Origin of the sequence: Mycobacterium sp. smrl_JER01 (genome assembly GCF_048513595.2) — a bacterium.
Classification (GTDB): domain Bacteria; phylum Actinomycetota; class Actinomycetes; order Mycobacteriales; family Mycobacteriaceae; genus Mycobacterium.
In genome coordinates, this window is record NZ_JBLXXK020000001.1 from 5,124,660 (window position 1) to 5,149,480 (window position 24,821).

General features: G+C 66.6%; 23 protein-coding genes. 10 read left to right on the forward strand and 13 right to left on the reverse strand.

Annotation, left to right across the window (positions count from 1 at the left end; genetic code table 11):
- The first annotated feature begins 32 nt into the window (after window positions 1-32).
- Window positions 33-1,145: a pyridoxal phosphate-dependent aminotransferase gene (locus ACNUDN_RS24070; RefSeq protein WP_419125287.1), complete on the forward strand. Its 1,113-nt coding sequence runs from the start codon at window positions 33-35 to the stop codon at window positions 1,143-1,145.
- A gap of 97 nt (window positions 1,146-1,242) precedes the next feature.
- Here ACNUDN_RS24070 and ACNUDN_RS24075 read toward each other — a convergent pair whose 3' ends face one another.
- The 4 genes from ACNUDN_RS24075 to xylA all read right to left on the reverse strand — a co-directional run bounded on the left by ACNUDN_RS24075 (window position 1,243) and on the right by xylA (window position 5,742).
- Window positions 1,243-2,520 (reverse strand): sugar ABC transporter permease, encoded by a 1,278-nt coding sequence (locus ACNUDN_RS24075; protein ID WP_419124236.1) that lies wholly within the window; start codon window positions 2,518-2,520, stop codon window positions 1,243-1,245.
- A 39-nt stretch (window positions 2,521-2,559) separates the two neighbouring features.
- Window positions 2,560-3,342 (reverse strand): ATP-binding cassette domain-containing protein, encoded by a 783-nt coding sequence (locus tag ACNUDN_RS24080; RefSeq protein WP_419124237.1) that lies wholly within the window; start codon window positions 3,340-3,342, stop codon window positions 2,560-2,562.
- A complete protein-coding gene (locus ACNUDN_RS24085; protein WP_419124238.1) occupies window positions 3,342-4,415 on the reverse strand; it encodes a sugar ABC transporter substrate-binding protein in 1,074 nt (357 codons plus the stop codon). Before ACNUDN_RS24085 ends, ACNUDN_RS24080 begins: the two co-directional genes overlap by 1 nt.
- Window positions 4,416-4,518: 103 nt before the next feature.
- Window positions 4,519-5,742 carry a xylose isomerase gene (gene xylA / locus ACNUDN_RS24090; RefSeq protein ID WP_419124239.1) on the reverse strand — a complete coding sequence of 408 codons (1,224 nt, stop codon included), beginning with the start codon at window positions 5,740-5,742 and terminating at the stop codon, window positions 4,519-4,521.
- Between the two features lie 104 nt (window positions 5,743-5,846).
- Here xylA and ACNUDN_RS24095 point away from each other — a divergent pair, with 104 nt between their 5' ends.
- Window positions 5,847-7,022, forward strand: coding sequence for an ROK family transcriptional regulator (locus ACNUDN_RS24095; protein WP_419124240.1), 1,176 nt, complete (start codon window positions 5,847-5,849; stop codon window positions 7,020-7,022).
- Between the two features lies 1 nt (window position 7,023).
- Window positions 7,024-8,418 carry a xylulokinase gene (gene xylB, locus ACNUDN_RS24100; protein ID WP_419124241.1) on the forward strand — a complete coding sequence of 465 codons (1,395 nt, stop codon included), beginning with the start codon at window positions 7,024-7,026 and terminating at the stop codon, window positions 8,416-8,418.
- A gap of 41 nt (window positions 8,419-8,459) precedes the next feature.
- Here the strand turns inward: xylB and ACNUDN_RS24105 are convergent, their stop codons facing one another.
- The 3 genes from ACNUDN_RS24105 to ACNUDN_RS24115 are packed head-to-tail and all read right to left on the reverse strand — an operon-like array spanning window position 8,460 to window position 12,465.
- Window positions 8,460-10,367, reverse strand: a complete 1,908-nt coding sequence (locus ACNUDN_RS24105) for an acetoacetate--CoA ligase (RefSeq protein ID WP_419124242.1) — start codon at window positions 10,365-10,367, stop codon at window positions 8,460-8,462.
- On the reverse strand, window positions 10,352-11,098 hold the full coding sequence (locus tag ACNUDN_RS24110) for a 3-hydroxybutyrate dehydrogenase (RefSeq protein ID WP_419124243.1): 747 nt from the start codon (window positions 11,096-11,098) through the stop codon (window positions 10,352-10,354). The genes ACNUDN_RS24105 and ACNUDN_RS24110 overlap by 16 nt, the downstream gene beginning before the upstream one ends.
- Window positions 11,095-12,465: an MFS transporter gene (locus ACNUDN_RS24115; protein WP_419124244.1), complete on the reverse strand. Its 1,371-nt coding sequence runs from the start codon at window positions 12,463-12,465 to the stop codon at window positions 11,095-11,097. The genes ACNUDN_RS24110 and ACNUDN_RS24115 overlap by 4 nt, the downstream gene beginning before the upstream one ends.
- Window positions 12,466-12,533: 68 nt before the next feature.
- Between ACNUDN_RS24115 and ACNUDN_RS24120 the strand changes: the two genes are divergently transcribed.
- Entirely contained in the window at window positions 12,534-13,484 is a 951-nt protein-coding gene (locus tag ACNUDN_RS24120; protein ID WP_419124245.1) for a LysR family transcriptional regulator, read from the forward strand.
- A gap of 133 nt (window positions 13,485-13,617) precedes the next feature.
- On the opposite strand, the gene ACNUDN_RS24125 is transcribed toward ACNUDN_RS24120, so the two are convergent.
- Complete coding sequence (locus ACNUDN_RS24125) at window positions 13,618-14,166, reverse strand: TetR/AcrR family transcriptional regulator (RefSeq protein ID WP_419124246.1); 549 nt, start codon at window positions 14,164-14,166, stop codon at window positions 13,618-13,620.
- Window positions 14,167-14,248: 82 nt separating this feature from the next.
- Between ACNUDN_RS24125 and ACNUDN_RS24130 the strand changes: the two genes are divergently transcribed.
- On the forward strand, window positions 14,249-14,773 hold the full coding sequence (locus tag ACNUDN_RS24130; RefSeq protein ID WP_431960771.1) for a hypothetical protein: 525 nt from the start codon (window positions 14,249-14,251) through the stop codon (window positions 14,771-14,773).
- On the opposite strand, the gene hsaB is transcribed toward ACNUDN_RS24130, so the two are convergent.
- Genes hsaB through hsaA form a run of 4 tightly spaced genes read right to left on the reverse strand, consistent with a single transcriptional unit; the run spans window position 14,770 to window position 18,367 of the window.
- Window positions 14,770-15,336 (reverse strand): 3-hydroxy-9,10-secoandrosta-1,3,5(10)-triene-9,17-dione monooxygenase reductase subunit, encoded by a 567-nt coding sequence (hsaB, locus tag ACNUDN_RS24135; RefSeq protein WP_419125288.1) that lies wholly within the window; start codon window positions 15,334-15,336, stop codon window positions 14,770-14,772. The genes ACNUDN_RS24130 and hsaB overlap by 4 nt on opposite strands.
- A gap of 26 nt (window positions 15,337-15,362) precedes the next feature.
- Window positions 15,363-16,265, reverse strand: a complete 903-nt coding sequence (gene hsaC / locus ACNUDN_RS24140; protein WP_419124248.1) for an iron-dependent extradiol dioxygenase HsaC — start codon at window positions 16,263-16,265, stop codon at window positions 15,363-15,365.
- Window positions 16,262-17,182, reverse strand: a complete 921-nt coding sequence (hsaD, locus tag ACNUDN_RS24145) for a 4,5:9,10-diseco-3-hydroxy-5,9,17-trioxoandrosta-1(10),2-diene-4-oate hydrolase (protein ID WP_419124249.1) — start codon at window positions 17,180-17,182, stop codon at window positions 16,262-16,264. Before hsaD ends, hsaC begins: the two co-directional genes overlap by 4 nt.
- Complete coding sequence (hsaA, locus tag ACNUDN_RS24150) at window positions 17,183-18,367, reverse strand: 3-hydroxy-9,10-secoandrosta-1,3,5(10)-triene-9,17-dione monooxygenase oxygenase subunit (RefSeq protein ID WP_419124250.1); 1,185 nt, start codon at window positions 18,365-18,367, stop codon at window positions 17,183-17,185.
- 162 nt (window positions 18,368-18,529) lie between these two features.
- On the opposite strand from hsaA, the gene ACNUDN_RS24155 reads away from it, so the two are divergent.
- Both ACNUDN_RS24155 and ACNUDN_RS24160 read left to right on the forward strand, forming a co-directional pair.
- Window positions 18,530-19,609: a 2Fe-2S iron-sulfur cluster-binding protein gene (locus ACNUDN_RS24155; protein WP_419124251.1), complete on the forward strand. Its 1,080-nt coding sequence runs from the start codon at window positions 18,530-18,532 to the stop codon at window positions 19,607-19,609.
- A gap of 22 nt (window positions 19,610-19,631) precedes the next feature.
- Window positions 19,632-20,222 (forward strand): hypothetical protein, encoded by a 591-nt coding sequence (locus ACNUDN_RS24160; protein ID WP_419124252.1) that lies wholly within the window; start codon window positions 19,632-19,634, stop codon window positions 20,220-20,222.
- Window positions 20,223-20,228: 6 nt separating this feature from the next.
- Here the strand turns inward: ACNUDN_RS24160 and ACNUDN_RS24165 are convergent, their stop codons facing one another.
- A complete protein-coding gene (locus tag ACNUDN_RS24165; protein ID WP_431960775.1) occupies window positions 20,229-22,364 on the reverse strand; it encodes an acyl-CoA dehydrogenase family protein in 2,136 nt (711 codons plus the stop codon).
- A 292-nt stretch (window positions 22,365-22,656) separates the two neighbouring features.
- Between ACNUDN_RS24165 and kstR the strand changes: the two genes are divergently transcribed.
- The 3 genes from kstR to ACNUDN_RS24180 are packed head-to-tail and all read left to right on the forward strand — an operon-like array spanning window position 22,657 to window position 24,704.
- Window positions 22,657-23,265 carry a cholesterol catabolism transcriptional regulator KstR gene (kstR, locus tag ACNUDN_RS24170; RefSeq protein ID WP_419125289.1) on the forward strand — a complete coding sequence of 203 codons (609 nt, stop codon included), beginning with the start codon at window positions 22,657-22,659 and terminating at the stop codon, window positions 23,263-23,265.
- A 2-nt stretch (window positions 23,266-23,267) separates the two neighbouring features.
- Complete coding sequence (gene otsB, locus ACNUDN_RS24175) at window positions 23,268-24,026, forward strand: trehalose-phosphatase (protein ID WP_419124253.1); 759 nt, start codon at window positions 23,268-23,270, stop codon at window positions 24,024-24,026.
- Between the two features lie 48 nt (window positions 24,027-24,074).
- Entirely contained in the window at window positions 24,075-24,704 is a 630-nt protein-coding gene (locus tag ACNUDN_RS24180; RefSeq protein ID WP_419124254.1) for a class I SAM-dependent methyltransferase, read from the forward strand.
- Window positions 24,705-24,821 lie beyond the last annotated feature (117 nt).

Consider the following 24,821-nt stretch of genomic DNA (forward strand, 5'->3'; position numbering starts at 1 on the left):
CACAACGCTCGGGTGTTCCGCCGTTCTATGTAATGGACGTGTGGCTGGCCGCCGCGGAACGTCAACGCACCCACGGTGACCTGGTCAACCTTTCCGCAGGGCAGCCCAGTGCCGGCGCCCCGGCGGCCGTGCGCGATGCGGCCATCGCAGCGTTGCACGGCAACGACCTCGGATACACCGTCGCATTGGGGATCCCGCAGCTGCGCGAAGCGATCGCGAACGCCTACACCGCGCGGCACCAGATCGCGGTCGATCCCGACAACGTCGTGGTCACCACCGGTTCCTCGGGCGGGTTTCTGCTGGCTTTCCTGGCCTGTTTCGACGTCGGCGACCGTGTGGCGATCGCCAGCCCGGGCTATCCGTGTTACCGCAACATCCTGTCAGCGTTGGGTTGTGAAGTAGTCGAGTTGCCCTGCGGTCCCGAAACCCGATTTCAACCGACGCTGCAGATGCTCACCGACTTGGACCCGCCGGTGTCGGGTGTGATCGTCGCCAGCCCCGCAAACCCGACCGGGACGGTGATCGACCCGCAGGAGCTCGCCGCGATCGCGGCGTGGTGCGCATCATCCGGAGTCCGGCTGATCAGTGACGAGGTCTATCACGGGCTGGTCTACCCGGGTGCTCCGGCGACCAGTTGCGCATGGGAGACATCGCGGGAAGCCGTTGTGGTGAACAGCTTTTCGAAGTACTTCGCGATGACCGGATGGCGGCTGGGCTGGTTGCTGGTGCCTGACGAGCTGAAACGCGCGGTGGATCGCTTGACCGGGAACTTCACCATCTGTCCGCCCGCGTTGCCACAGGCCGCCGCCATCGCGGCGTTCACCCCCGAGTCCATCGCCGAGGCCGAATCACTGCTCGACGGATACGCCACGAACCGGGCGCTGCTGCTCGACGGGCTGCGCGCGCACGGCATCGACCGGCTGGCACCGGCCGACGGCGCGTTCTACGTCTACGCCGACGTGTCTCACCTCACGACCGACTCGCTGTCGTTCTGCGCAAAGCTGCTCAATGACACCGGGGTGGCGATCGCCCCCGGCGTCGACTTCGACACCGTCCGTGGCGGCGCGTTCGTCCGATTGTCCTTCGCGGGTCCGTCCCGCGACCTCGACGAGGCATTGCACCGCATCGGTTCGTGGCTGACCTGATGCGCCGGTCTGCGGGCACGTTATCGCGTGGGCAGGGACAACCGTCGGCGCACGCATGAAAGGCAAGAATGGCTGAAAAGCGATATGCCGCTGGGTTTTAACTCAGCCCGGTGGTGGAGCGCCTGCGACGGGAGATCGCGTCCACACTGGCGGCCAGCAGCAGCACGCCGCCGGTCACCAGGAAGTTGATGTACGAGGACTGATTCAACAGGCCGAGGCCGTTGGCGATCGTGGCGACGACGACGCCGCCGATCACCGCGTCGATGGCGCGCCCCTTCCCACCGAAGAGGCTGGTGCCACCGATGACGGCGGCGCCCACCGCGTAGAGCAGTGTGTTCCCTGCGCCGGATGCCGCCGACACCTTACCGGCGTAGGACGCCGCAATGATCCCACTCACCGCGGCAAGCGACGAACAGACGATGAACACCGACACCCGGATGCGGTCCACCGAGATCCCGGCGCGGCGTGCCGCCTCGGCGTTGCCGCCCACTGCGTAGATGTGCCTGCCGTAGGAGGTCCGCCGCAGCACCACGGTCATCGCGATCAGCAACACCAGGATCAACGGCAGCACATAAGGGATCCCGCGGATCTCCACATTGGCGTTGACGCTGCGGTTGACGCTCATGACGTAGGTGACGCCCAGCACCACCGCGGCCACCGTGAACACCCGTGCGACAACCACACCGAGTGGCGAGTGCGACAGATTCAGGACGGTCTTGCGGCGATGTTGATGGAACTCCAGCGCGGCGAATCCGAGCACGACCACAGCCGCGATCGTCCAGCCGACGGTCACCGGTAGGTTGCTGATGGTCAAACCGCGGACCACCGGGTCGTCCACCCGCACCGAACCACCCTCGCCGATGAGCTTGAGCGTCACTCCCTGCAGTCCGAGGAAGAACGCCAATGTCACGACGAACGACGGGATTCCGAGCTTGGCGCGCAACAATCCTATGCACAGTCCGATCAGTGCGCCGCACGAGACTCCGACCAGCAGGGCAGCCCACCAGGGCCAGCTCAGGTTCACCACGATCAGCGCCATCGCACACGCCGACACACCACCGGCGACTCCGGCCGAAAGGTCGATGTCGCCGAGCAGCAACACGAAGACCAACCCCATCGCCAGCACGCAGATCGACCCGGCCTGGGTGATCAGGTTGGCCAGATTCAATGCCGACAGGAACCGATCGTTGGCAAGACCGAAAACCACGAACAACACCACAAGGCCCAGCACCGCCGGCAGCGAACCCATGTCGCCGCCCCGGACGCGTTGCAGGTAGCCGCGGACCGCGTCGCCGAAAGTCGCCACGGTGCGGGAGTCGGCAGAGAAGTCCGCGTCAGCCAGCGTGACATCCGGATCAGAGCTGACAGTTCTCATTTCGACGTCCTCATCTGTGTCTCGGGGATACACCGGGACCTACATCGACTCGGCGGCCTGCGTGGGCGCCAGGCCGAGACTGCCCGAGCGGCCGGCGGTGATGAGTTCCACCACCTGGCCGTGGGTAACCTCCGAAGCCTTGACCTCCGCCGCCACCCTGCCCAGGTAGAGCGCACAGATCCGGTCGGCGACCTCGAACACGTCGGCCATGTTGTGCGAGATCAGCACGACACCCAGACCTTGGTGGGCGAGCCTGCGCACCAACTCGATCACCTGCCGGGTCTGAGCGACTCCGAGCGCGGCGGTGGGCTCGTCGAGCAGCACGACCTTGGAGTTCCACAGCACCGACTTCGCGATCGCCACAGTCTGGCGTTGACCACCGGACAGACTCGACACCGGTTGCCGCACCGATTTGACCGTACGAACCGACAGCGAGGTCAGAGCCTGCCGGGCCATGGTCTCCATCCGGGCCTCATCGAGCATCCCTCTGCTCTTCAATTCCCTACCCAGGAACATGTTCTCGACGATGTCGAGGTTGTCGCACAGCGCCAGATCCTGATACACGACCTCGACGCCGAGCTCGGCGACGTCGTTGGGGCTCCGCACGCTGACCGGTTTGCCCTCGAACAGATAGGCTCCGCTGTCGATGGGGTGGATGCCGGCGATCGCCTTGACCAGCGTCGACTTACCGGCGCCGTTGTCACCGACCAGCGCGGTCACCTGACCGGGGTACACACAGAAGTCGACGTCGTGGAGAACATGGACCACGCCGAAACTCTTGTTGACACCCCGCAATTCGAGGATGGGAGTTTCGGCGCTCATCACACTCCCGCGGCGGAGCACATCGGCGCGAATCGGCCGGCGCAGACTTCGTCCTTGGACTGACCACCGTCGCCGAACACGACATCGACGTTGTCCTTGGTGACCGATTTCGGCGTCAGCAGCACCGAGGGTACGTCGCGGCCACCGGTATCGTCCCGCGACTTGCTGGTCGTCTCGGGCTGCTCACCCTTGGCGAGCGCGATGGCGACGTCGGCGAGAGCGTTGGCTTCCTCGGTGGCCGATTTGTACACCGTCATGCACTGTGTTCCGGCCAGAATGTTCTGCAGCCCCTCCACCGTCGCATCCTGTCCGGTGACCGGGACCTGACCGGCGCGACCGTTCTTCTCCAGAATGGAGATGACGGATCCGGCGAGGCCGTCGTTGGCGGCGTACACACCATCCACGCGCCCGTTTGCCGCGGTGTAGAGCTGTTCGAAGATCGTCACGGCAGTGTCGTTGTCCCAGTCCGGCACCGCCTGCTCGCCGACGATCGTGATCGACGGAGTGGCGTCGACCACCGAGTGCGCGCCGTCGCTGAACAGCGTCGCATTGTTGTCGGTCGGAGAACCGTTGAGGAACACCACGTTTGCGGCTTCGCCACCGAGGCAGTCGACCAGGCCCTGTCCCTGGAGTTCGCCGACCTTGGTGTTGTCGAACGACACGTAGACATCTGCCGAACCGCCGAGCGTCAGACGGTCGTAATCGATGGTCTTCACGCCTTGTGTCGCGGCCTTCTCCTGGATCGACGCCCCACTGTCGGAGTCGAGATTGACGATGGCGAGCACGGTGACACCGTCGGCGATCATGCCGTCGGCGATGGTCGCCATCGTGTCGGCGGACCCTTCGGCGTTCTGGATGGTGTAGTCGACACCGGCGTTCTGGAATGCAGCCTCCAGCGCCGGACGGTCCTTGGTCTCCCACCGGACCGAGGATTTGGTGTCCGGCAGGATGACGCCGACCTTGCCGGCGCCCTGGGCGTCGGGAGACCCCGAGTCCGAGTTGGATCCGCACGCGGTCATGGTCAGGCCGACACCGACGGCTGCGGTGACGAGCAAAGTGCTGGTTCGCTTCACGAAGATCCCTCCGGACGGTCAGGTTCAGTATTTGTTGTCTGCTTATACATATAACGTGATCCAGGTCACCGGCGCGGCCTGAACGTCCATTTCGATGCAGTGCTCATCGGGCGCCCATCAGGTGCTCGATGGCCAACTGGTGCAGTGCCACGAAGCCGCAGCCCTTCGCCCCGAAATAGGAGTCGGTGTCGAACTCCTCGAACGCCGCGGTGTCGGCCAGCAGGTCCGCGTAGGTCTCGCCATCGCCCAGCGTCGGGCGGCGCAGCTCGGAAACCCTGGCTCTCGCCATCGCCTCGTGGACGTCCGGGTCGGACCGGAACGCCGCCACCCGCTGGCGCAGCAGCAGATACATCCGCATGTTCGCCGCCGCCGAGGCCCAGACCCCGTCGATGTCTTCGGTGCGGCTGGGTTTGTAGTCGAAATGGCGGGGACCGTCGTAGGCCGGCGCACCGTCGGGTCCACCGTGCTCGAGGAGATCCACCAGAGCGAAGGCGTTGACCAGGTCGCCGTGGCCGAACACCAGGTCCTGGTCGAACTTGATGCCCCGCTGACCGTTGAGGTCGATGTGGAACAACTTGCCGCTGTAGAGCGCCTGGGCGATACCGTGCATGAAGTTCAGACCGGCCATCTGTTCGTGGCCCGTCTCCGGGTTGACCCCGACCATCTCGGGGTGGTCCAGGGTCTCGATGAATGCCAGCGCGTGGCCGACGGTGGGCAGCAGGATGTCCCCACGCGGCTCGTTGGGTTTCGGCTCGATCGCGAACCTGAGTGCAGTGCCCTGGTCGATCACGTACCGGCACAACAGGTTCAGCGCTTCACGGTACCGCTCCAGGGCAGCACGGACGTCTTTGGCGGAGTCGTACTCACTGCCCTCACGGCCGCCCCACATCACGAAGGTCTCGGCGCCGAGTTCAGCGGCCAGATCGACATTGCGCAGGACCTTGCGCAGCGCATATCGGCGCACCTGGCGGTCATTGCTGGTGAAGCCGCCGTCTTTGAACACCGGCTGGGTGAACAGGTTGGTGGTCACCATCGGCACCACCAGACCCGAGGCATTCATCGCAGCGACCAGGCGGTCGATCGCCCGACGCCGCTCGGCGTCGGTACTCCCGAAGGCAAACAGGTCGTCGTCGTGCAGCGTGAGGCCGTAGGCGCCCAGCTCGGCCAGCCGGTCCACGGCTTCCACCACATCGAGCGCGGGCCGGGTGGCGACACCGAACGGGTCGGCGCCCGGCCATCCGACCGTCCACAGTCCGAACGAGAATTTGTCCTCACGGCTGGGGGTCAGCGCGTCGGATGCAGGGGCGGTGGACGCCAGCACAGTCATCGGGATACTCCAAGAGGCGATGAGATATGGTTTTGTTCTGGTGTCGAACATAAAATGTGGCCTGTGACACTGTCAAGGCCCAAGCGTGAGGGGCGGTGCGTGCGGTGAGGGCGACGGAGAGCCATCGCGGAAGCCGCGTCGGAACCAGCACCGACGATGTCCGCCGGCGCAATCTGTCCAGCGTTCTCACCCTCGTCCACCGGCACCGCGCCATCAGCCGCGCGGAGTTGACCCGCCACACCGGGCTGTCCCGGTCCACGACCAAGGACCTCGTCGAGGAGCTCGCAGCCCGTGGTCTGGTGGCCGAATCACCGGCGCCGTCGGTGTCGCAGGTCGGGCGACCGAGCCCGATCGTGCGGCCGGGTGACCGCATCCTGGCGGTGTCGGTCACCCCCGAAGTCGATGCCGTGACGGTCGGACTGGTGTCGATGGGCGGTGAGGTCCGTGACACCGTGCGTTGCGCCACCGACCGCGTTCCGACGCCGGCGGACACCGTCGCCATCGCGGGCGACGCCATCGGCCGGATCCGACGAAACCTTCGCGACGAGCAGGAGGTGACCGCGGTCGGCGTAGCGGTACCCGGACTCGTCCACGGCCGGGAGTCGGCGGTCCAGCTGGCACCCAACCTCGACTGGCATGATGTCGAGATCGGCCAGATGCTCAGCGCTGCAGTGGATCTGCCGGTGCATGCAGCCAACGATGCCAACGTCGGAGCCATCGCCGAGCACCTTTTCGGCAATCACCACGCCGCCGAGCACCTCATCTACGTCAACGGCGGCCCCAGCGGTATCGGGGCCGGCTTCGTGGTGGCAGGCGGGCTGCTCGAAGGCGTCGCGGGCTACGCCGGCGAGCTCGGACACACTTTCGTCGGTGGCAGCGAACCGTGCCACTGCGGCAGTGTCGGCTGCCTTGAGACCGAGGTGACCCAGGCGCCACTGGCCGGGCTGCTGAACGAACTGGACCATGGACGAATCGACGGAGATTCCTCGCAGAACAGCGCCGAACGCGATGTGCTGAACCGGCAGGCGCGCGCACTGGCCATCGCGCTCGGTAACGCGGTCAACATGCTGAACCCCGGATTGATCGTCCTCGGGGGTTTCCTGCGCGTCTTCCCCGCTTTCGCCGCATCGACGCTGCGCGGCGAACTGGCCCGCCGCACCATGGCGGCTCCCCGCGCCATGGTGCGGGTCGTGCCCGCTACCCTCGGTTCCGACACCCTGGTCATCGGCGCCGCCGAGTTGGCCTTCGCACCCGTTCTCGCAGATCCCGGAAGATACTGAAATGACCCTGGTAGCCGGAGTGGACTCGTCGACCCAGTCATGCAAGGTGGTGATCTGCGAAGCTGACACCGGCACCGTGGTGCGCTCGGCATCCTCCCCACACCCGGGCGGCACCGAGGTCGACCCGGCGCTGTGGTGGGATGCGCTGCAGCACACCATCACCGCGGCGGGAGGGTTCGATGATGTCTCCGCCGTGGCGGTCGGAGGACAGCAGCATGGCATGATCTGTCTCGACTCTTCCGGACAGGTGGTCCGAGATGCGTTGCTGTGGAACGATACTCGATCTGCCGAAGCGGCATTGCAACTCGTCGAGGAGCTGGGGGGGCCAGACGCGTGGGCACATCGTATCGGAGTCGTCCCGGTGGCTTCGATCACCGCAGCCAAGCTGCGATGGCTGGCTGATCACGAGCCGCACCACGCGGACAAGACTGCGGCGGTGTGCCTTCCGCACGACTGGCTGACCTGGCGGCTGACGGGTTCATCCGACATCGCAGACCTGTACACCGACCGGAGCGACGCGAGCGGCACCGGCTACTTCTCAGCCGAGACCGGGGACTATCAGCATGATCTTCTTGAGCTGGCGATGCGAGGGCGGCGGCCCACCGTTCCGCGAGTGCTCGGACCGAGCGAGAGCGCCGGTTCCACGCCGCAGGGCTTCGTGCTGGGCCCCGGCGCGGGCGACAACGCCGCCGCCGCGCTGGGGCTGGGCGCGGCGGCCGGGGACTGCGTGATGTCGTTGGGGACCTCAGGGGTGGTGAGTGCGGTGGGACAGGCCGCACCGCACGACCCGGAGGGTATCGTCGCAGGGTTCGCCGATGCGACGGGACGTCAGCTACCGCTGGTGTGCACTCTCAACGGCGCGCCGGTGCTGGCGGCGGTCGCCGAAATGCTGGGGGTGGACTTCGCCGAGTTCGACCGGCTCGCGTTGTCGGCCCCCACCGGCGCCGACGGCCTGGTGGTGGTGCCGTACTTCGACGGTGAGCGCTCACCGAACCTGCCCCGGGCGGCCGGTGCACTGCACGGTGTCACCACCCGAAACCTCAACCCTGCCAACATCGCCCGTGCCGCCGTTGAGGGGTTGCTCAGCTCGATGGCGTACTGCATGGACAAGATTCGCACGCAGGGCGTCGAGACCGAACGAGTCATCCTGGTCGGCGGCGCCGCCCGGTCCGAAGCGGTCCGCAGGATCTCGCCCGCCGTGCTCGGCACGGCGGTGCAGGTGCCGACGCCGGCCGAGTACGTCGCGTTGGGCGCGGCCCGGCAGGCGGCATGGGTGCTGTCCGCGCAAGACAGTGCACCGCAATGGTCGGCCGGCGAGGCGGCGGTGTACCAGTCCGAGCCCACCCCGCAGGTGCTCGATCGTTACCGTGAGGCACAGGATCTGACCCTGCGCTGAACGCAGCGCATCGGTACCGCTCGAACCAGTGCCGCCGGAGATCAGCTTCGACGCTGCGTGGCATACCAGTCGAGCAGTGCGGGGTCGTCGACAGCGCTGCGCTCGACGACCTTGGCCGGATCGCCGCCCTGGAAGAGCTTTTTGATCGGCACCTCGAGCTTCTTTCCGGTGCGGGTGTGCGGAATCGCCGGGGCGACGATGATCTCGTCGGGCACATGGCGAGGCGACACTTCGCGGCGGATGGTGTCGTTGATGCGGTCGCGCAGCTCGTCTGACAGTTCGCCACCGTCGGCGAGTACCACGAACAGCGGCATCCAGTAGCCGCCGTCGGGCTGCTCGGCGCCGATGACCAAGGCCTCGGCCACCTCAGGCAAGCTCTCCACCGCCTGGTAGATGTCGGCACTTCCCATCCGGATTCCGTGCCGGTTCAGGGTCGAATCGGAGCGGCCGTGCACGACGACACTGCCGTGGTCGGTGATGGTGATCCAGTCACCGTGCCGCCACACCCCCGGGAACATGTCGAAATAGGCAGCCCGATAACGGCCACCATCGGCGTCGTTCCAAAACGCCACCGGCATCGACGGCATCGGCTTGGTGACCACGAGCTCACCGACCTTGCCGCGCACCGGTTCGCCCGATTCATCCCACGCATCGAGCGCGACGCCCAGGAACGGTGCCGACAGCTCACCGGGCCACACCGGAACAGTGCGTACCCCGCCGATGAAGGCCGACACCACGTCGGTGCCGCCGCTGATCGAGGCCACCTGGACGCCGACATGGTCGCGCAGCCACAATGAGGATGACGGCGGCAGTGACGATCCGGTGATCCCCACCGTTCTCAGCGCCGAAAGATCGTGTGTACGACCGGGTTCGGCATCGGCCTTGATGCATCCCAGGACATAGCCCGGGCTGGTCCCCAGCACCGTGGCACCGACCCGCGCGGCGATTTCCCACAACGCATCCGGTCGCGGCGAACTGGGGCTGCCGTCGTAACACGCGATGGTCGCGCCAACCAGTAGTCCGGCCACCTGGAAGTTCCACATCATCCAACTGGGACTGGTGTACCAGAAGAAGGTGTCGGCACGCCCGATGTCGGACTGTAGGGCCGCGGCTTTGAGGTGCTCGAGTACCACGCCACCATGGCCGTGCACGATGCCCTTGGGCAGACCGGTGGTTCCGGAGGAGAACAGTATCCACAGCGGGTGCTCGAACGGAACCTGCACGGGTTCGAGCGCAGCGTGACTGCGTGCTGCGAGGTCATCGACGGTGAAGGTGGCCGTGAGCGTCGGCAGACCGTCGGCCAGTGCCTGCACGTCGGCACGTTTGTCACGGTACGTCCCGCCGTACAGGTAACCCTCGGCGGCGACCAGCGCCTTGGGCTCCAACTGACCGAGACGGTCCAGCGCCGCTTTGGCCGAGTAGTCCTGCCCGCACGCGCTCCATACCGCACCGATGGCGGCCGTGGCGAGAAACGCGATGACCGCCTCGGGAATGTTGGGCAGGTAGCCGACCACCCGGTCGCCGGGTCCGACCCCCGCAGCGCGTAACCGTTCGACGAACGCCGTGGTGCGCTCCCGCAGCCCGGCCCAGGAGACCTCACGATCGGCACCGTCCTCACCGACGCCGATGATCGCCGGCCGGTCGGTACGGGCGTTGCGGAAGACCTGATCGACATAGTTCAACGTGGCGCCCGGAAACCACCGGGCCCCGGGCATTTCCGCGTCCGCCAGGACCTCGGCGCGCTCACCGAGCTCGAAGTAGTCCCACAACGCGCCCCAGAAGCCCTCGGTGTCCTCGACCGACCACTGCCACAGCGCGTGATAGTCGTCGAAGGTTCGCCCGGTGCGTTCTGCGACGAACCGGGCGAAGGCGGTGACCTGAGCGTCGGCGATGTCCTGGGGCGTCGGCGTCCACTGCGCTTCTGAGGTCACCGTCACCGCGCGCTCCATCCGCCGTCCATGGTGTACGAGGCTCCGGTCACCATGCCCGCCAACGGCGATGCCAACCACGTCACCAACGCGCCCACCTCCTCCGGCTCCACGAGGCGCTTCACCGCGCTCTCCTTGAGCAGGATGTCAGACACCACCTGCGCCTCGTCCACGTTGTGGGTTCTGGCCTGGTCGGCGATCTGCTTGGTCACCAGCGGGGTCCGCACGTAGCCCGGGTTGATGCAGTTGCTCGTCACACCGTGCGGCCCGCCCTCCAGCGCCGTCACCTTGGACAGACCTTCCAGCGCGTGCTTGGCGGTGACGTAGGCGACCTTGTACGGGGACGCGCGCAGTCCGTGGATCGACGAGATGTTGATGATCCTGCCGAATTCGTTGCGGTACATGTGCGGCAGGGCGGCGCGGATCAACAGAAACGGTGCCTCGACCATCAGCGCCAGCATGGTCCGGAACTTCTCGGGCGGGAACTCGGCGATCGCGGCGATGTTCTGCACACCGGCGTTGTTGACCAGGATGTCGGCCTCCAGCTGCAGGCCCTCCAGTGCCTCGACGTCGAGGAGGTCCAGCGTCCACGCGGTGCCGCCGATCTCCTGGGCCACCGTCTTCGCCGCGAGCTCGTCGATGTCGGCGACGGTGACCGTCGCGCCCTGTTCGGCCAGAGCCCGAGCGCACGCCGCTCCGATACCACCGGCGCCGCCGGTCACCACGGCGGTCCGACCTGCCAGACCGCTCACAACAGCCCCGCCTTGACCAGCTGTTCGCGGTCGGCCTCATCGAGGGAGTGCAGGTCGAGTCCGTTGGTCTCTCGGGTGAACCAGGCGGCGACCAAGGTGATCACGGCGGCACCGGCCAGGTAGACCGCGATCGGAATCCAGGTGCCGTACCTGTCGAGCAGCCAGGTGGCTATCGCCGGGGCCAACGAGCCGGCGACGATGGAGGTGACCTGATAGCCAAGGGAGACACCGGAGTACCGCATACGGGTCGGGAACATCTCGGCCATGATCGCCGGCTGCGGTGCGTACATGAAGGCGTGGATCACCAGGCCCAGGATGACCGCGCCGAGGATCAACAGGTAGTCGCCGGAATTCATCATCGGGAACGCGAAGAAGCCCCACGTGGCAGCCAGGACCGCACCGACGATGTACACCGGCCGGCGTCCGTACCGGTCAGCCAGGCGGCCGACCTGCGGAACGACCAGGAAGTGCACGGCGTGCGCGACCAGCAGCCACCACAGGATGTCGCTGGTGTCAGCGCCGACGTGGGTCTTGAGGTAGACGATGGAGAAGGTGACGACCAGGTAGTACATGATGTTCTCGGCGAAACGCAGTCCCATGGCGGTGAAAACGCCGCGCGGGTAACGCTTCAGCACTTCGACCACACCGTAGGAGACGGACTTGACCCGGTCGACCTCCTCCTGTGCGGCGATGAAGATCGGCGCATCGGTGACCTTGGTACGGATGTAGTACCCGATCAGCACCACGACCGCCGACAGCCAGAAGGCCACGCGCCAACCCCAGGACATGAAGGCGTCTTCGGGCAGGACTCCGGTCAGAATCAGAAGGACGACGGTGGCGAGCATGTTGCCGACGGGGACGGCCGCCTGCGGCCAACTCGACCAGAAGGCCCGCTGCTTGTCCGGGCTGTGTTCGGCGACGAGTAGGACGGCGCCACCCCACTCCCCGCCGACCGCGAAACCTTGGAGGAAGCGCAGGCAGACGAGCAGGATAGGCGCCCACACGCCGATCTGGGCGTAGGTGGGCAGACAGCCCATCAGGAAGGTGACCGCGCCGACCAGCAGGATGGCGAACTGCAGCAGCTTCTTACGTCCGTACTTGTCGCCGAAATGGCCGAACACCACGCCGCCGAGGGGCCGGGCGACGAAACCGACCGCGTAGGTCAGCAACGCCGCGATGAGGCCGGCCGCCTCACTGGTGCCCTCCGCGAAGAACACCTTGTTGAACACCAGCGTCGCCGCGGTCGCGTACAGGAAGAACTCGTACCACTCGACGACGGTCCCCGCCATTGAGGCGACCACCACCCGTTTGAGACCGGTCGTGATCGACCCCGGCCCGTCCGGCCGCGCATCGTGTTGCGTGCTCATCTCCTACCCCTCCCTTGTGATGCCCACCACATGGGTGTGAGTATTCATGCAGCTCCAACCGGGCGGCAATGGCCAAAAACGCACCAGCGATCTGCGAAACTGCACAAATGACCGGTTCTGCGCGTCGCCCGAGCGCTGATGACCTCCTGGTTCTGCTCGCCGTGGGACGGACCGGCAGATACACCATGGCCGCCGACGAACTAGGGCTCAACCACACGACGGTCAGCCGGCGGATCGCCGCATTGGAACGGGCCATGGGCGGCCGGGTGCTGGCCCGGAGTACCGGGAGCTGGGAGCTCACCGACCTCGGACGGGAGGCGCTGGCGGCCGCGGAAGCGGTCGAGACCGCGGTCCGATCGCTTGCCAGCGACGCGGACGGGAAACGCACCCTGGAAGGCGTCGTGCGCATCTCTGCCACCGACGGATTCTCCGCCTACATCGCCGCGCCGGCCGCTGCGGAGGTCCAGCGCAAGCACCCCCAGGTCGCGGTGGAGATCGTCGCGGCCACCCGGCGCGCCAGCCAGCAACGGTCCGGGCTCGACATCGAAGTGGTGGTCGGTGAGCCGAAAGTACACCGGGCCGAGGCGCTCAGGCTCGGTGACTACTGCCTCGGCCTCTACGGTTCGCGCGACTATCTGACCGAACACGGCTGTCCTGCTGACGTGGCCGACCTGCGCCGGTTCCCCCTCGTCTATTTCATCGACTCGATGCTGCAGGTCGACGATCTCGACCTGGCCACCAGCTTCGCGCCGTCGATGCGGGAGTCGGTGACCTCGACCAATGTGTTCGTCCACGTCGAGGCGACGAGAGCGTCGGCCGGCATCGGTCTGCTGCCGTGTTTCATGGCGGACCGTCATCGCGACCTGATCCGGATACTCGCCGACGAGGTGTCGATCAAGCTCACCTATTGGCTGGTCACCCGCTCCGAGACCCTGCGCCGCCCCGAGGTGGCCGCGGTCGTCGACGCGATCGCCGACCGGGTCGTGCAGCACGGTGACGCGTTGCTGGGTCGGGGATGACGCGTTGCCGGGTCCAGGATGACGCGTTGCTGGGTCGGGGATAAGGCCACGTCAGGCGATCACGGAGGCGAATATCCACAGGAGTTGTCCACAGTGGGGATGAATGACATCGGTGTGATTCAACCGGTGTGATTCAACCCAACAGCAGACGGGTCGCATCGCCCACCACCTGGGCGCGCGTGCTGCCGTGGTGGTCCGCGGCGATGACGTGCGACCCGATCACCAGGGAAAAAGCCAGCAGTGCCCTGGCTTCGACATCCGCCGGACCCTCGGCAATGGTGGCGATCAGTTCCCGCAGATAGGTCATGCGTCGGTTGTCGACGCGGCGCAGCCGCTCCGCCACCTGCGGGTCACGCCTGGCCCAGTCCCGGACCGCGAGGTCGATCGGGAGCAACTCCGCCGAGAACGTCAGGATGCCCGCCCTGCGTACCTTGCTGCGCGCGTCACCACCGTCCGAATCGACACGTTCAAGCACGTCGTCGATGCTGCGCCGTTCCCAGCTGTCGAGCATCGCCGCGACGAGTTCGGGCCGACCGGCGAACTGGCGGTAAAACCCGCCTCGGGTCACGCCCAGCCGCTGCGCAAGCACCTCCACGCGGACGGCATCCGGTCCGTGGGCGGCCAACAGCTCCAGGCCGGCATCAATCCATGCCTGCCGCGGAGTCCGTACCGGTGGTGGCATCTGAATCCGATCGCTCGAAGGGCCTTGGCGGACCATCCTACGATAGATACAGTACTGTTCTGCATCTATCGTGAGGAACGCCATGACCCCTGACACCGTCGAGCGCATCGACGCAGACGACTCCCTGTTGGCCGGCAGCACCCTGTCCCGTATCGATCATGTCGACGTCCATCGCCTCCGTACCGAGCACGCACTCCAGCACACCCCGCAGGAGTGGGCGCGGGAGATCCTCGAGGGACCGTCGACCGCGATGCGCGTCCGACTTCACCTCGGATGGACCGCGTTGGGCATCACGCTGCACCGCGGCGCAGTGTCCATTGCGCCGCACCGCGGCGCAGTGTCCATTGCGCCGCACCGCGGCGCAGTGGACACCATCGCCGGCTGGCCGGTCAGCGACAGCGGCGTCGATTACGTTCGGCTGCAGAGTGACTCACGGATCGGCCTGACGGGTGAACTCCTCACCCGGGTCGGTGACCACGACGTCACGTTCGCCACGCTGGTCCAACTGGCCAACCCCGTCGCCCGACGGGTATGGGCGAGTGTGTTGCCTGCCCACCTGAACATCGTGCGGACACTGATGCAGGGCGCGGCCGACCGAACTACCTAGAGCCAGGTGTCGTCGGTGGTCGCGGTCAGGAACGCCTCAAGATCGTTGCGCCAATCGGCGGGTGTGTTCTTGTCGGGTTCGATGCCGGTGTACTGCCCCTGGTAGAACAGCAGCGGCCGGGGCTTCTTTCGCGGCACGTCGGACAGCGAATGCACCGCACCGAACACCACGTAATGATCGCCACCGTCGTACACCGAATGCACGGTGCAGTCGATGTGCGCCAGCGTGCCCTCGATGATCGGCGAGCCCAGCTTCGACGGCGTCCAGTCGATGCCGGCGAACTTGTCCGGCTCGCGAGACCCGAACCTCGCCGAGACATGCTGCTGGTTCTCGTGCAGGACGTTCACGCAGAACGTGCCGCTGGCTTCGATGGCCGCCCAGGACCGAGACACCTTCGTCGGGCAGAACAACACCAGCGGCGGCTCCAGCGACAGCGCGGCGAACGACTGGCAGGCGAACCCCACCGGGGCGCCTTCGTGCGTCGTGGTGATGACCGTGATACCGGTACAGAACTGGCCCAGCACATTCCGGAACGTGCGTGGGTCGATCGGGGGCTGGGACATCGGAGACTGGGGCACAGCGGAGGACACTACGACTTGAAGCCCACGCTGAAATCGTGACCCCACAGCGACACCGCGGTGCTCTCGCGCGCGACCCAGTTCTCGTCGTCGACCTCGAGTCCTTCACAGCCGAATTCGATGTCGAAGCCGCCCGGGGTCTTCATGTAGAAGGACAGCATCTTGTCATTGACGTGCCGTCCCAGCGTGGCCGACATCTTCACCTTGCGCCGCAGAGCGCGATCCAGGCACAGGCCGACGTCGTCGGCATTCTCCACCTCGACCATCAGATGCACTATGCCGCTGGGGGTTTCGCCGGGCATGAAGGCAAGGCTGTGATGGCGGGGATTCACCCCGAGGAAGCGCAGCCACGCCGGCGGCCCGTCCGCGGGCCGGCCCACCAGCTGCGGCGGCAACCGCATGGAGTCACGCAGGTAGAAGCCCAGGACATCGCGGTAGAAGTGCAGCGTCTCGGCGTCGTCACGGGTGGTGAGCACGACGTGGCCGAGGCCCTGCTCCTCGGTGACGAACTTGTGCCCGTAGGGACTCACCACCCGGCGATGCTCCAACGCGACACCGTGGAACACCTCCAGGGTGTTTCCGGACGGGTCGTCGAAGATGATCATCTCGTCGACTCGCCGCTCCGCGAGCTCGGCCGCGGTGGCCTCCTTGTACGGGGTGCCCTCGACCTCGAGGCGTTTGCGAATGTCCTGCAACTGCGCGGCGTTCGCCGTTTCCCAGCCGGACACCAGCAGCCGGTCGTGCTCACCCGGCACGATCACCAGCCTGGCCGGGAACTCGTCCATCCTTAGATACAGCGCACCGTCGGCATTTCCCGACCCCTCGACCATGCCCAGCACCTTCAGCCCGTACTCACGCCAGGCCGCGATGTCGGTGGTTTCGATCCGCAGGTAACCCAGTGAACGGATGCTCACGATGAACCTCCGAGAAAATCGATGGTCAACTTGTTGAACTCGTCGAACTTCTCCAGCTGCGCCCAGTGGCCACACTGGCCGAACACGTGCAACTGGACTCGCGGAATCTGCTTGAGGGCGACCAGCGCCCCGTCGAGCGGGTTCACCCGGTCTTCGCGACCCCAGATCAGCAGTACCCGCTGACGCAGCTTGTATACGTCACGCCACATCATCCCGAGCTCGAAATCGGCCCCCGCGAAGGACTTGCCCATCGCTTTGGTCGCCGCGAGCGACTCCGGCGTACTGGCGATCTGGAATCTCTCCTCCACCAGCTCCGGAGTGATCAGGCTCTGATCCCACACCATGATGCGCAAGAACTTCTCGATGTTCGCCCGCGTCGGTTCGGCCGCGAACCTGCCGAGCAGCTTCACGCCCTCGGTCGGATCCGGCGAGAACAGATTGACGCTCAGACCGCCCGGACCCATGAGGACCAGGCGTCCGGCGCGCTTGGGGTTGTCCAGCGCGAACCGCACCGCGGTACCACCACCGAGCGAGTTGCCCACCAGCGCGGCGCGTTCGATGCCGAGATGGTCGAACAGACCCAGCAACGCGGTGGCACTGTAGCGGTTGTACTGCTCGTGCTCGGTGTGCTTGTCGGAGTGCCCGTACCCCGGCTGGTCGACGGCCAGCACGTGGAAGTGACGGGCCAGCACCGGAATGTTCTTCCCGAAGTTCGACCAGCTCGACGCGCCGGGGCCGCCGCCGTGCAGCAGCACCACGGTTTCGGGGTTCCCCACCCCGGCTTCGTGGTAGTGCAGACGCATGTCCCGGGCATTCCCCGTTGCTTCGCCGGCCCCGGTATGCACCTGCGCGAAGCGCGAGGTCGACTCGAACGTGATCTCCTGCTGCTGGGCAGCTTCTGCGGCAAAGGAAGTCATCTAGACCATCGTGTCCTGGGGTGGCAGACCGAACGCGTCGTTACCGAAGATCAGGTAGGCGCGCTCGGGCTCGTTGGCGGCGTGCACGCGGCCGGCATGCGCGTCACGCCAGAATCGCTGCACCGGCTGCTCCAGCTGCAACGCCGTCGCGCCGGACGCCTCGAACAGCAGGTCGATCGAGGCGATCGCACGTGCGGTGGCCCGCACCTGGTCGCGGCGGGCGGCGGCGCGCAGCGAGAACGGGATCTCCTTGCCGGCCTGCAACAGCTGGTACTCGTCACGGACATTGCCGATCAGCTGCCGCCAGCCGGCGTCGATGTCGCTGGCCGCCTCGGCGATGCGGATCTTGGCGAACGGGTCTTCCTTGGACTTCTCGCCCGCGAAGGCTGCGCGGACGCGCTTGCCCTGATGCTCGACGTGAGCATCGTAGGCGCCGTAGGCCATCCCCATGATGGGGGCGCTGATCGTGGTGGGATGCATGGTGCCCCAGGGCATCTTGTAGACCGGCGCGGTGTTGGTCTGGTAACCGCCCGCGGTGCCGTCGTTCATCGCCTTGTAGGACAGGAATCGGTGGCGCGGGACGAACACGTCCTTGACCACCACGGTATTGCTACCGGTGGCCTTGAGGCCGACGACATTCCAGACGTCGTCGATGCGGTAGTCGGTGCGCGGGATCAGGAAACTGCCGAAGTCCACCGGCTTACCGTCCTTGATCACCGGGCCCCCGAGGAACGCCCAGGTGGCGTGGTCACATCCCGACGACCACTGCCACGCACCGCTGACCAGGTAGCCGCCGTCGACCACGGTCCCCGCGCCCATCGGGGCGTACGACGACGAGACCCGCACCGTCGAGTCGCTGCCCCAGACGTCCTCCTGGGCCTGCTGATCGAACAGCGCCAGGTGCCAGTTGTGCACTCCGATGATCGACGACACCCAACCGGTGGAACCGCAGGCGCTGGCGATGCGGCGCACGGCCTCGTAGAAGAGAGTCGGATCGCACTGGAGGCCGCCCCACTGCTCAGGCTGGAGCAGCTTGAAGAAACCGACCTCATCGAGCTCGGCCACGGTCTCGTCGGGCAGTTTGCGCAGTTCTTCGGCGGCTTGCGAGCGCTTGGCGATCAGCGGCAGCAGGTCGTCGATACCGGCGAGAACCGACTGCGCGTCGCGCTGTTCAATGGACGTCACTGGTGTGCCTCCCGAGGCGTGCGAAGTAACCTGAGATGAGATTAGAACACGTTACGATTTGTGTCGAGTAGCGCTGCCCTGTGGCAGCTGGACCTGCGGACATGCATTTCTGTAACCTGTTCTAGTTATGACCAGCCGCGGCGTGAAGAGAGGGCTCATCTTGTGACCGACGTAGCCGCCGACGAACCCCTGGGTACGCACGTGCTCGAGTTGGAGATCGCCAAGGTGATCGACGAGACGCACGACGCACGCTCCCTGGTGTTCACCTCCCCCACCGACGCCCCCGTCCCGCCGGAGAAACTGCGCTACGCGCCGGGTCAGTTCCTCACCCTGCGGGTGCCCAGTGAGCGCACCGGATCGGTGGCGCGCTGCTACTCACTGTGTAGTTCACCGTTCACAGGCGATCCCCTGACGGTCACGGTCAAACGCACCGCGGACGGGTACGCGTCGAACTGGTTGTGCGACAACGCGCACGCCGGCATGCGGATCCATGTCCTGGCGCCGTCGGGCACATTCGTCCCCACGACGCTCGATACCGATTTCCTGCTGCTTGCCGCAGGCAGCGGCATCACCCCGATGCTCGCGATCCTGAAATCGGCGCTCTCGGAGGGCACCGGCAAGGTCACCCTCGTCTACGCCAATCGCGACGAGAAGTCGGTGATCTTCGCCGAGACGCTGCGCGATCTGGCAGCCGAATACCCGGACCGGCTGACCGTGATCCACTGGCTGGAGTCGGTGCAGGGCCTGCCGAGCGTGTCCACCCTGTCCGAGCTGTTCGCCCCGTACGGTGCGCGGGAGGCGTTCATCTGCGGGCCGGGTCCGTTCATGGCCGCCGCCGAGGCAGCGCTCAAGGCCGCCGGACTGCCCGCCGACCGCATCCACATCGAGATCTTCAGGTCGCTGGAGTCGGATCCGTTCGCACGCGTGACGATTCCTTCGGACGACCCCGACGACAGCGACGCGGGTCCGGCGACCGCGATCGTGACGCTGGACGGCCAGACCCACGAGGTGTCCTGGCCGCGGCGCGCGAAACTGCTCGACGTGCTGCTGGACAAGGGCCTCGACGCACCGTTCTCGTGCCGCGAGGGGCACTGCGGCGCGTGCGCCGTGCTCACGAAGTCCGGCCAGACGGAGATGGAGATCAACGATGTCCTCGAACAACAGGACCTCGACGAAGGGCTGATCCTGGCATGCCAAGCCCATCCGCTGTCGGATTCGGTCGAAGTCACCTATGACGAGTAGCAGGGGGATTACCTTCATCACGATGAACCGGCTCGCAGCGGCAAGTGTGGCGGCAGTGACCCCGATGGTGCTCGCGGCGCTCCTCGGAGTCACCGCCGCACCGACGGCCGGCGCCGCGTCGAACACCGCGATGTCTTCGATCCACGTCGACCCCACCACCCAGATCCAGATGCACGTCACCGCGAACTGCGATGCCGCCCGGTGCTTCTACAACACGTCGGCCAATCTGCTGACCCCCGGCGGCCCGACCGGCTTCCCGGACGACACCTGGGCCCGGCAGACCGTGACATTGCGCAGCAACTCTCAGGACGTCTGGCAGGAGGCCTGGTACAGCGCGCCCGCGGGCACCCCGCGAGAACTCAAGGGCGCCAACCACAACAATGTGCTGTCCCGCATGCTCAAATCGCTGCGCGACGTCGAGGTGTCGGTGACGTACTTCGGTGGCGGACCGATCCAACGGTTCACCACCGACGGTGACTCGGTTCCCACCGCGTGGACCACCGGACAACCGGCCAAGGGGTCGGAGTTCATCGTGTGCTCACAGATCCAGGTGGTCTACGGCGGGGTGAACCTCACCACGCCGAGTGCGTGCGCTCAGACCACTTTCGCCTGACGCTGCTCAGCGCGGCAGGCCCAGCAGCCGCTCGCCGGCCATGGTGAGCAGGATCTGCTCGGTGCCGCCGGCGATCGTCAGGCACCGGGTGTTGAGGAAGTCGTGGACCTGGCCGGTTTCGACAGCGCCGGCCCCGTCGGACAGCTCCATCCGGAACTCCGCGAGCGCCTGCCGGTACCGAACCCCGATCAGCTTGCGGGCACTGGCCTGTGGGCCGGGGTCCTGCCCTTCGACGGCCAGTTGGGCGATGCGCTGATCGAGCAGTGATCCGACCTGAGCGGTGACGATCAGCTGCCCGAGCCGATCTTGTTGAGCACCATCGACTTCCAGTCGGGAGATGACCTGGAGCAGCTCCTCCATCGGATTGCCCAGCGCGGTGCCCTGCGCCATCGCGACCCGTTCATTGGCCAGTGTGGTGCGCGCCAGGCGCCACCCGTCGTTGACCTGACCAACCACCATCTCGTCAGGGACGAAGACGTCGTCGAAGAACACCTCGTTGAACAGTTCGTCACCGGTGATCTCCCGCAGTGGCCGGATCACGATGCCGGGGCTCTTCATGTCGATCAGGAAGTAGGTGATGCCCTTGTGTTTCGGTGCGTTAGAGTCCGTTCTTGCCAGACAGACCCCCCAGTGCGCCTTCTGCGCCGCCGAGGTCCAGACCTTCTGTCCGGTGAGCTTCCACCCGGAGCCCGACGGACCGTCGGCCCGGACTGCCTTCATCCGCAGCGCCGCCAGATCCGAACCCGCGCCCGGCTCACTGAACAGCTGGCACCACGTCAGTTCCCCGCGCAGTGTCGGCGGGACGAATTGCTCGACCTGTTCGGGGCTGCCGTGCTCCAAAATGGTCGGCACCGCCCACCACCCGATCACCAGATCGGGACGAACCACACCGGCCCCGGCGAGTTCCTGATCGATCAGCAACTGCTCGGCCGGACCTGCGGCACGGCCGTGCGGCCGCGGCCAGTGCGGCGCCAGCAGTCCCGACTCGGCCAGCGCGACCTGCCGTTCGCTGTCCGGCGCGGCCGCCACCTCGGCCACCGCCGCGGCGATCTCGGGTCGCAGATCGGCCACCGAGGCCAGGTCGATGTGCAGTTCCCTGCGCACCCCCTGCTGGGTCAGCGCCGCCACCCGACGCAGCCAGCGCGACGTGCCGCCCAGGAATTGGCCGATGCCGTACGCGCGCCGTAGATACAGGTGCGCGTCGTGTTCCCAGGTGATGCCGATCCCACCCAGCACCTGGATGCAATCCTTGGCGTTGGCTTTCGCTGCCTCGATGCCCACCGACGCCGCCAGCGCCGCGGCGATCGACAGCTGATCGGTATCCGACTCGCCGGCCGCCCGGGCGGCGTCGGCGGCGGCCACCGACGCCTGCTCGGCGCGCAACAGCATCTCGGCACACATGTGTTTGACGGCCTGGAAACTGCCGATCGGCTTCCCGAACTGCTCGCGCACCTTGGCGTACTCGGTCGCGGTCTGCAGCAGTCGGCGCGCCAGCCCAGCCGCCTCGGCAGCCGACAGCGTCGCGGCCAGATCGACCACGCGTTGGGCCGGCACGTCCAGCGCCTCGGCGCTGGCCCCGTCGAGCGCCACGCGCGCCAGCGGGCGGGAGAAGTCCGTCGCTTTCAGCGGCTCGATCGTCACCCCCTGGGCGGCGCCGTCGACCAGCAGCCAGGTATCACCCGCGGGCACCAGCAGCACCCCCGCCGAGTCTGCGCCCAGCACGAAGGGCGCGACCCCCGAAACCCGGCCGTCGCCGTACGCGAGCTCGGCGGCCAGCGTGAAAGCTGCGGTGCGTTGCCCCGTGGCGAGCTGTTCGAGCAGCTCGGCATGCGTGTCGCCCAGCACCAACGTGCCCAGGGCGGTGGTCACCACCGGGCCGGGCACCAGCGCCGCGGCCGCCTCGTCGAGCATCGCAACCAGATCCGACACCGTCCCGTCGGCCCCGCCGTGCTCCTCGGACAACGCCACACCGAAGATCCCCAGCTCGGCCAGACCGGCGTAGGGTCCGCGCCAGGCATCCGCGTCACCCTGCTCGACGTCGCGGACCGCCTCGAGCGCGCGCGACGCGGCGGCCCAGGTCCGTACCAGCTCTCGGGCGGCGGACTGGTCGTCGGTGGTGGGAGCGGACGTGGATGCCGACACCGTGTCTCCTAGCGATTGGGCGAGAAGACAGTGCTTCTCACTAGAACGTGTTCTAATAGTGACAGCGTTCGACCGTCAAGTCGACCGCCATCACCGCAGGGCACGACGATGTGCGCCACGCAGGGAGATGAGAAAAACGGGACCGGCATGCGTATCGTTTTCACCGGAAACGCATCACGAAGGAGCCACTCACCGCATGTCTGGGACGTCGGAGTTGTCAGCTGATAAGTCGCAGACCTCGCGCGCCCCGTCGAACGCCGGTTCGGACACCCGCCCCCGCCAGGTGATGAACGTGGCGGTGCTGGCCGAATCTGAACTCGGTTCCGAAGCCCAACGCGAGCGCCGCAAGCGCATCCTGGATGCCACTCTGGCCATCGCCTCGAAGGGCGGCTACGAAGCCGTACAGATGCGTGCGGTCGCCGAGCGGGCCGATGTCGCGGTCGGAACGCTGTACCGGTACTTCCCGTCCAAAGTTCACCTGTTGGTCTCTGCGCTGGGCCGCGAGTTCGAGCGCATCGACGCCAAGACCGACCGGGCCGCGCTCTCCGCCGGAGACACCGCCTACCAGCGACTCAACATCATGGTCGGGAAGCTCAACCGGGCCATGCAGCGCAACCCACTGCTCACCGAGGCGATGACACGGGCTTTCGTGTTCGCCGACGCATCCGCCGCGGGTGAGGTCGACCATGTCGGCAAGTTGATGGACTCCATGTTCGCCCGCGCGATGAGCGACGGCGAGCCCACCGAGGATCAGTACCACATCGCACGCGTGATCTCCGACGTGTGGCTGTCGAACCTGCTTGCCTGGCTCACCCGACGCGCGTCGGCGACCGACGTGGCCAAGCGGCTGGACCTGGCCGTGCGCCTGCTCATCGGGGACGGCGAACAGCCTAAGATCTAGCGATGAGCGTCCTACCGCCGGACCTGATCACCGCGCTGAATTCGGCGGCCGCCACGGACCGCCTACTGGTCACCTCTGACTTCGACGGCACCCTGGCGCCGATCGTCAGCAACCCCGCCGATGCGCGACCGCTTCCCGCCGCGGCACAGGCCCTGACCGCACTCGCCGAATTGCCTGCTACGACTACGGCTTTGATCTCCGGTAGGGCGCTGGAGACACTCCGGCTACTGTCGGCCATGCCGCCTGCCGTGCACCTGGTCGGAAGCCACGGCGCGGAGTTCGATTCCGGCTTCTCCCATGACATCGACCGCGACCGGCTCGGGCGGATCACCGAACGGCTCCAGCGCATCGCCTCGGACAAACCCGGCGTGACGGTGGAAACCAAACCGGCCAGTGTGGCACTGCACGTCCGCAACGCCTCGCCGGCCGACGGTGATGCCGCCCTGGCCGCCGCCTGGGAGGCATCGGCGGAATGGGACGCACACGTGACGACGGGTAAAGCGGTACTCGAGTTCGCCGTCATTTCGACCGACAAGGGGGAAGCGATCGACATCCTGCGCGCCGAACACCGAGCCACCGCAGTGGTGTTCTTCGGTGACGATGTCACCGATGAGAAGGCCTTCACACGCTTGCTCGGCACCGACATCGGCGTGAAGGTCGGCCCCGGGGAGACCGCCGCGACCTACCGGATCGACTCCCCCGACGACGTCGCCACGGCGCTGGCACACCTGGCCGACTCACGCCGTCGCCCCTTTGCCTGATCGGCAATACTGTTTGCACTCGGATCAGGCACGAACCACCCTCGTACCATGACTGGTTCACCGGACTCTGCTGCCGCACTCTCTGCCGAGTGGGACGGGCGTTATACCGACCTGGCCGATCAGATCCCCGACAGCGCCCCTGATGCGGTGCTGATCCAGGTGGCACGGCAACTGGCGCCGGGGACGGCGCTGGATATCGGCTGCGGCCTCGGTTCAGACGCCATATGGCTTGCCACACAGGGGTGGAACGCCACCGGACTGGACGTCTCCCAGGTGGCCCTGGACCGCGCAGCGACCCGGGCAGCACACCACGATGTCAGCGTCAACTGGGTCTGCTCCCGCCTCGAGGACTTCGATCCGCCCGAGGGCGGATTCGACCTCGTCGTCGCGCACTACCCGGCTCTGTTGCACTCACCGGGATGGGATGCCCAGCGGGCCCTACTGGGCGCCGTCGCCACCGGCGGGACGCTGCTGGTGGTACACCATGCCGACGTCGATGTGGAGAAGGCGAAGTCGTACGGGTTCGACCCGGCCGATTACCTCAGTCACGACGACGTCGTCGAACTGCTCGGTGAGGAGTGGCAGGTCACCGTTGAGCGGCGACGCCCCCGCGAGGTCCCCGCCGGCATCGAAGGCCAGCACACCCACGACGACGTCGTCGTGGCACGTCGAGGCTGACACCCCACCGACGCCAATCCACGCCATTGACGTGTCGCGCGTTTTCACCCCCCACCAGGCTTATTGAAAATCATTGTCGACAAGGTCCACTCCGGCCGGTACCGTGACCGCGGGACG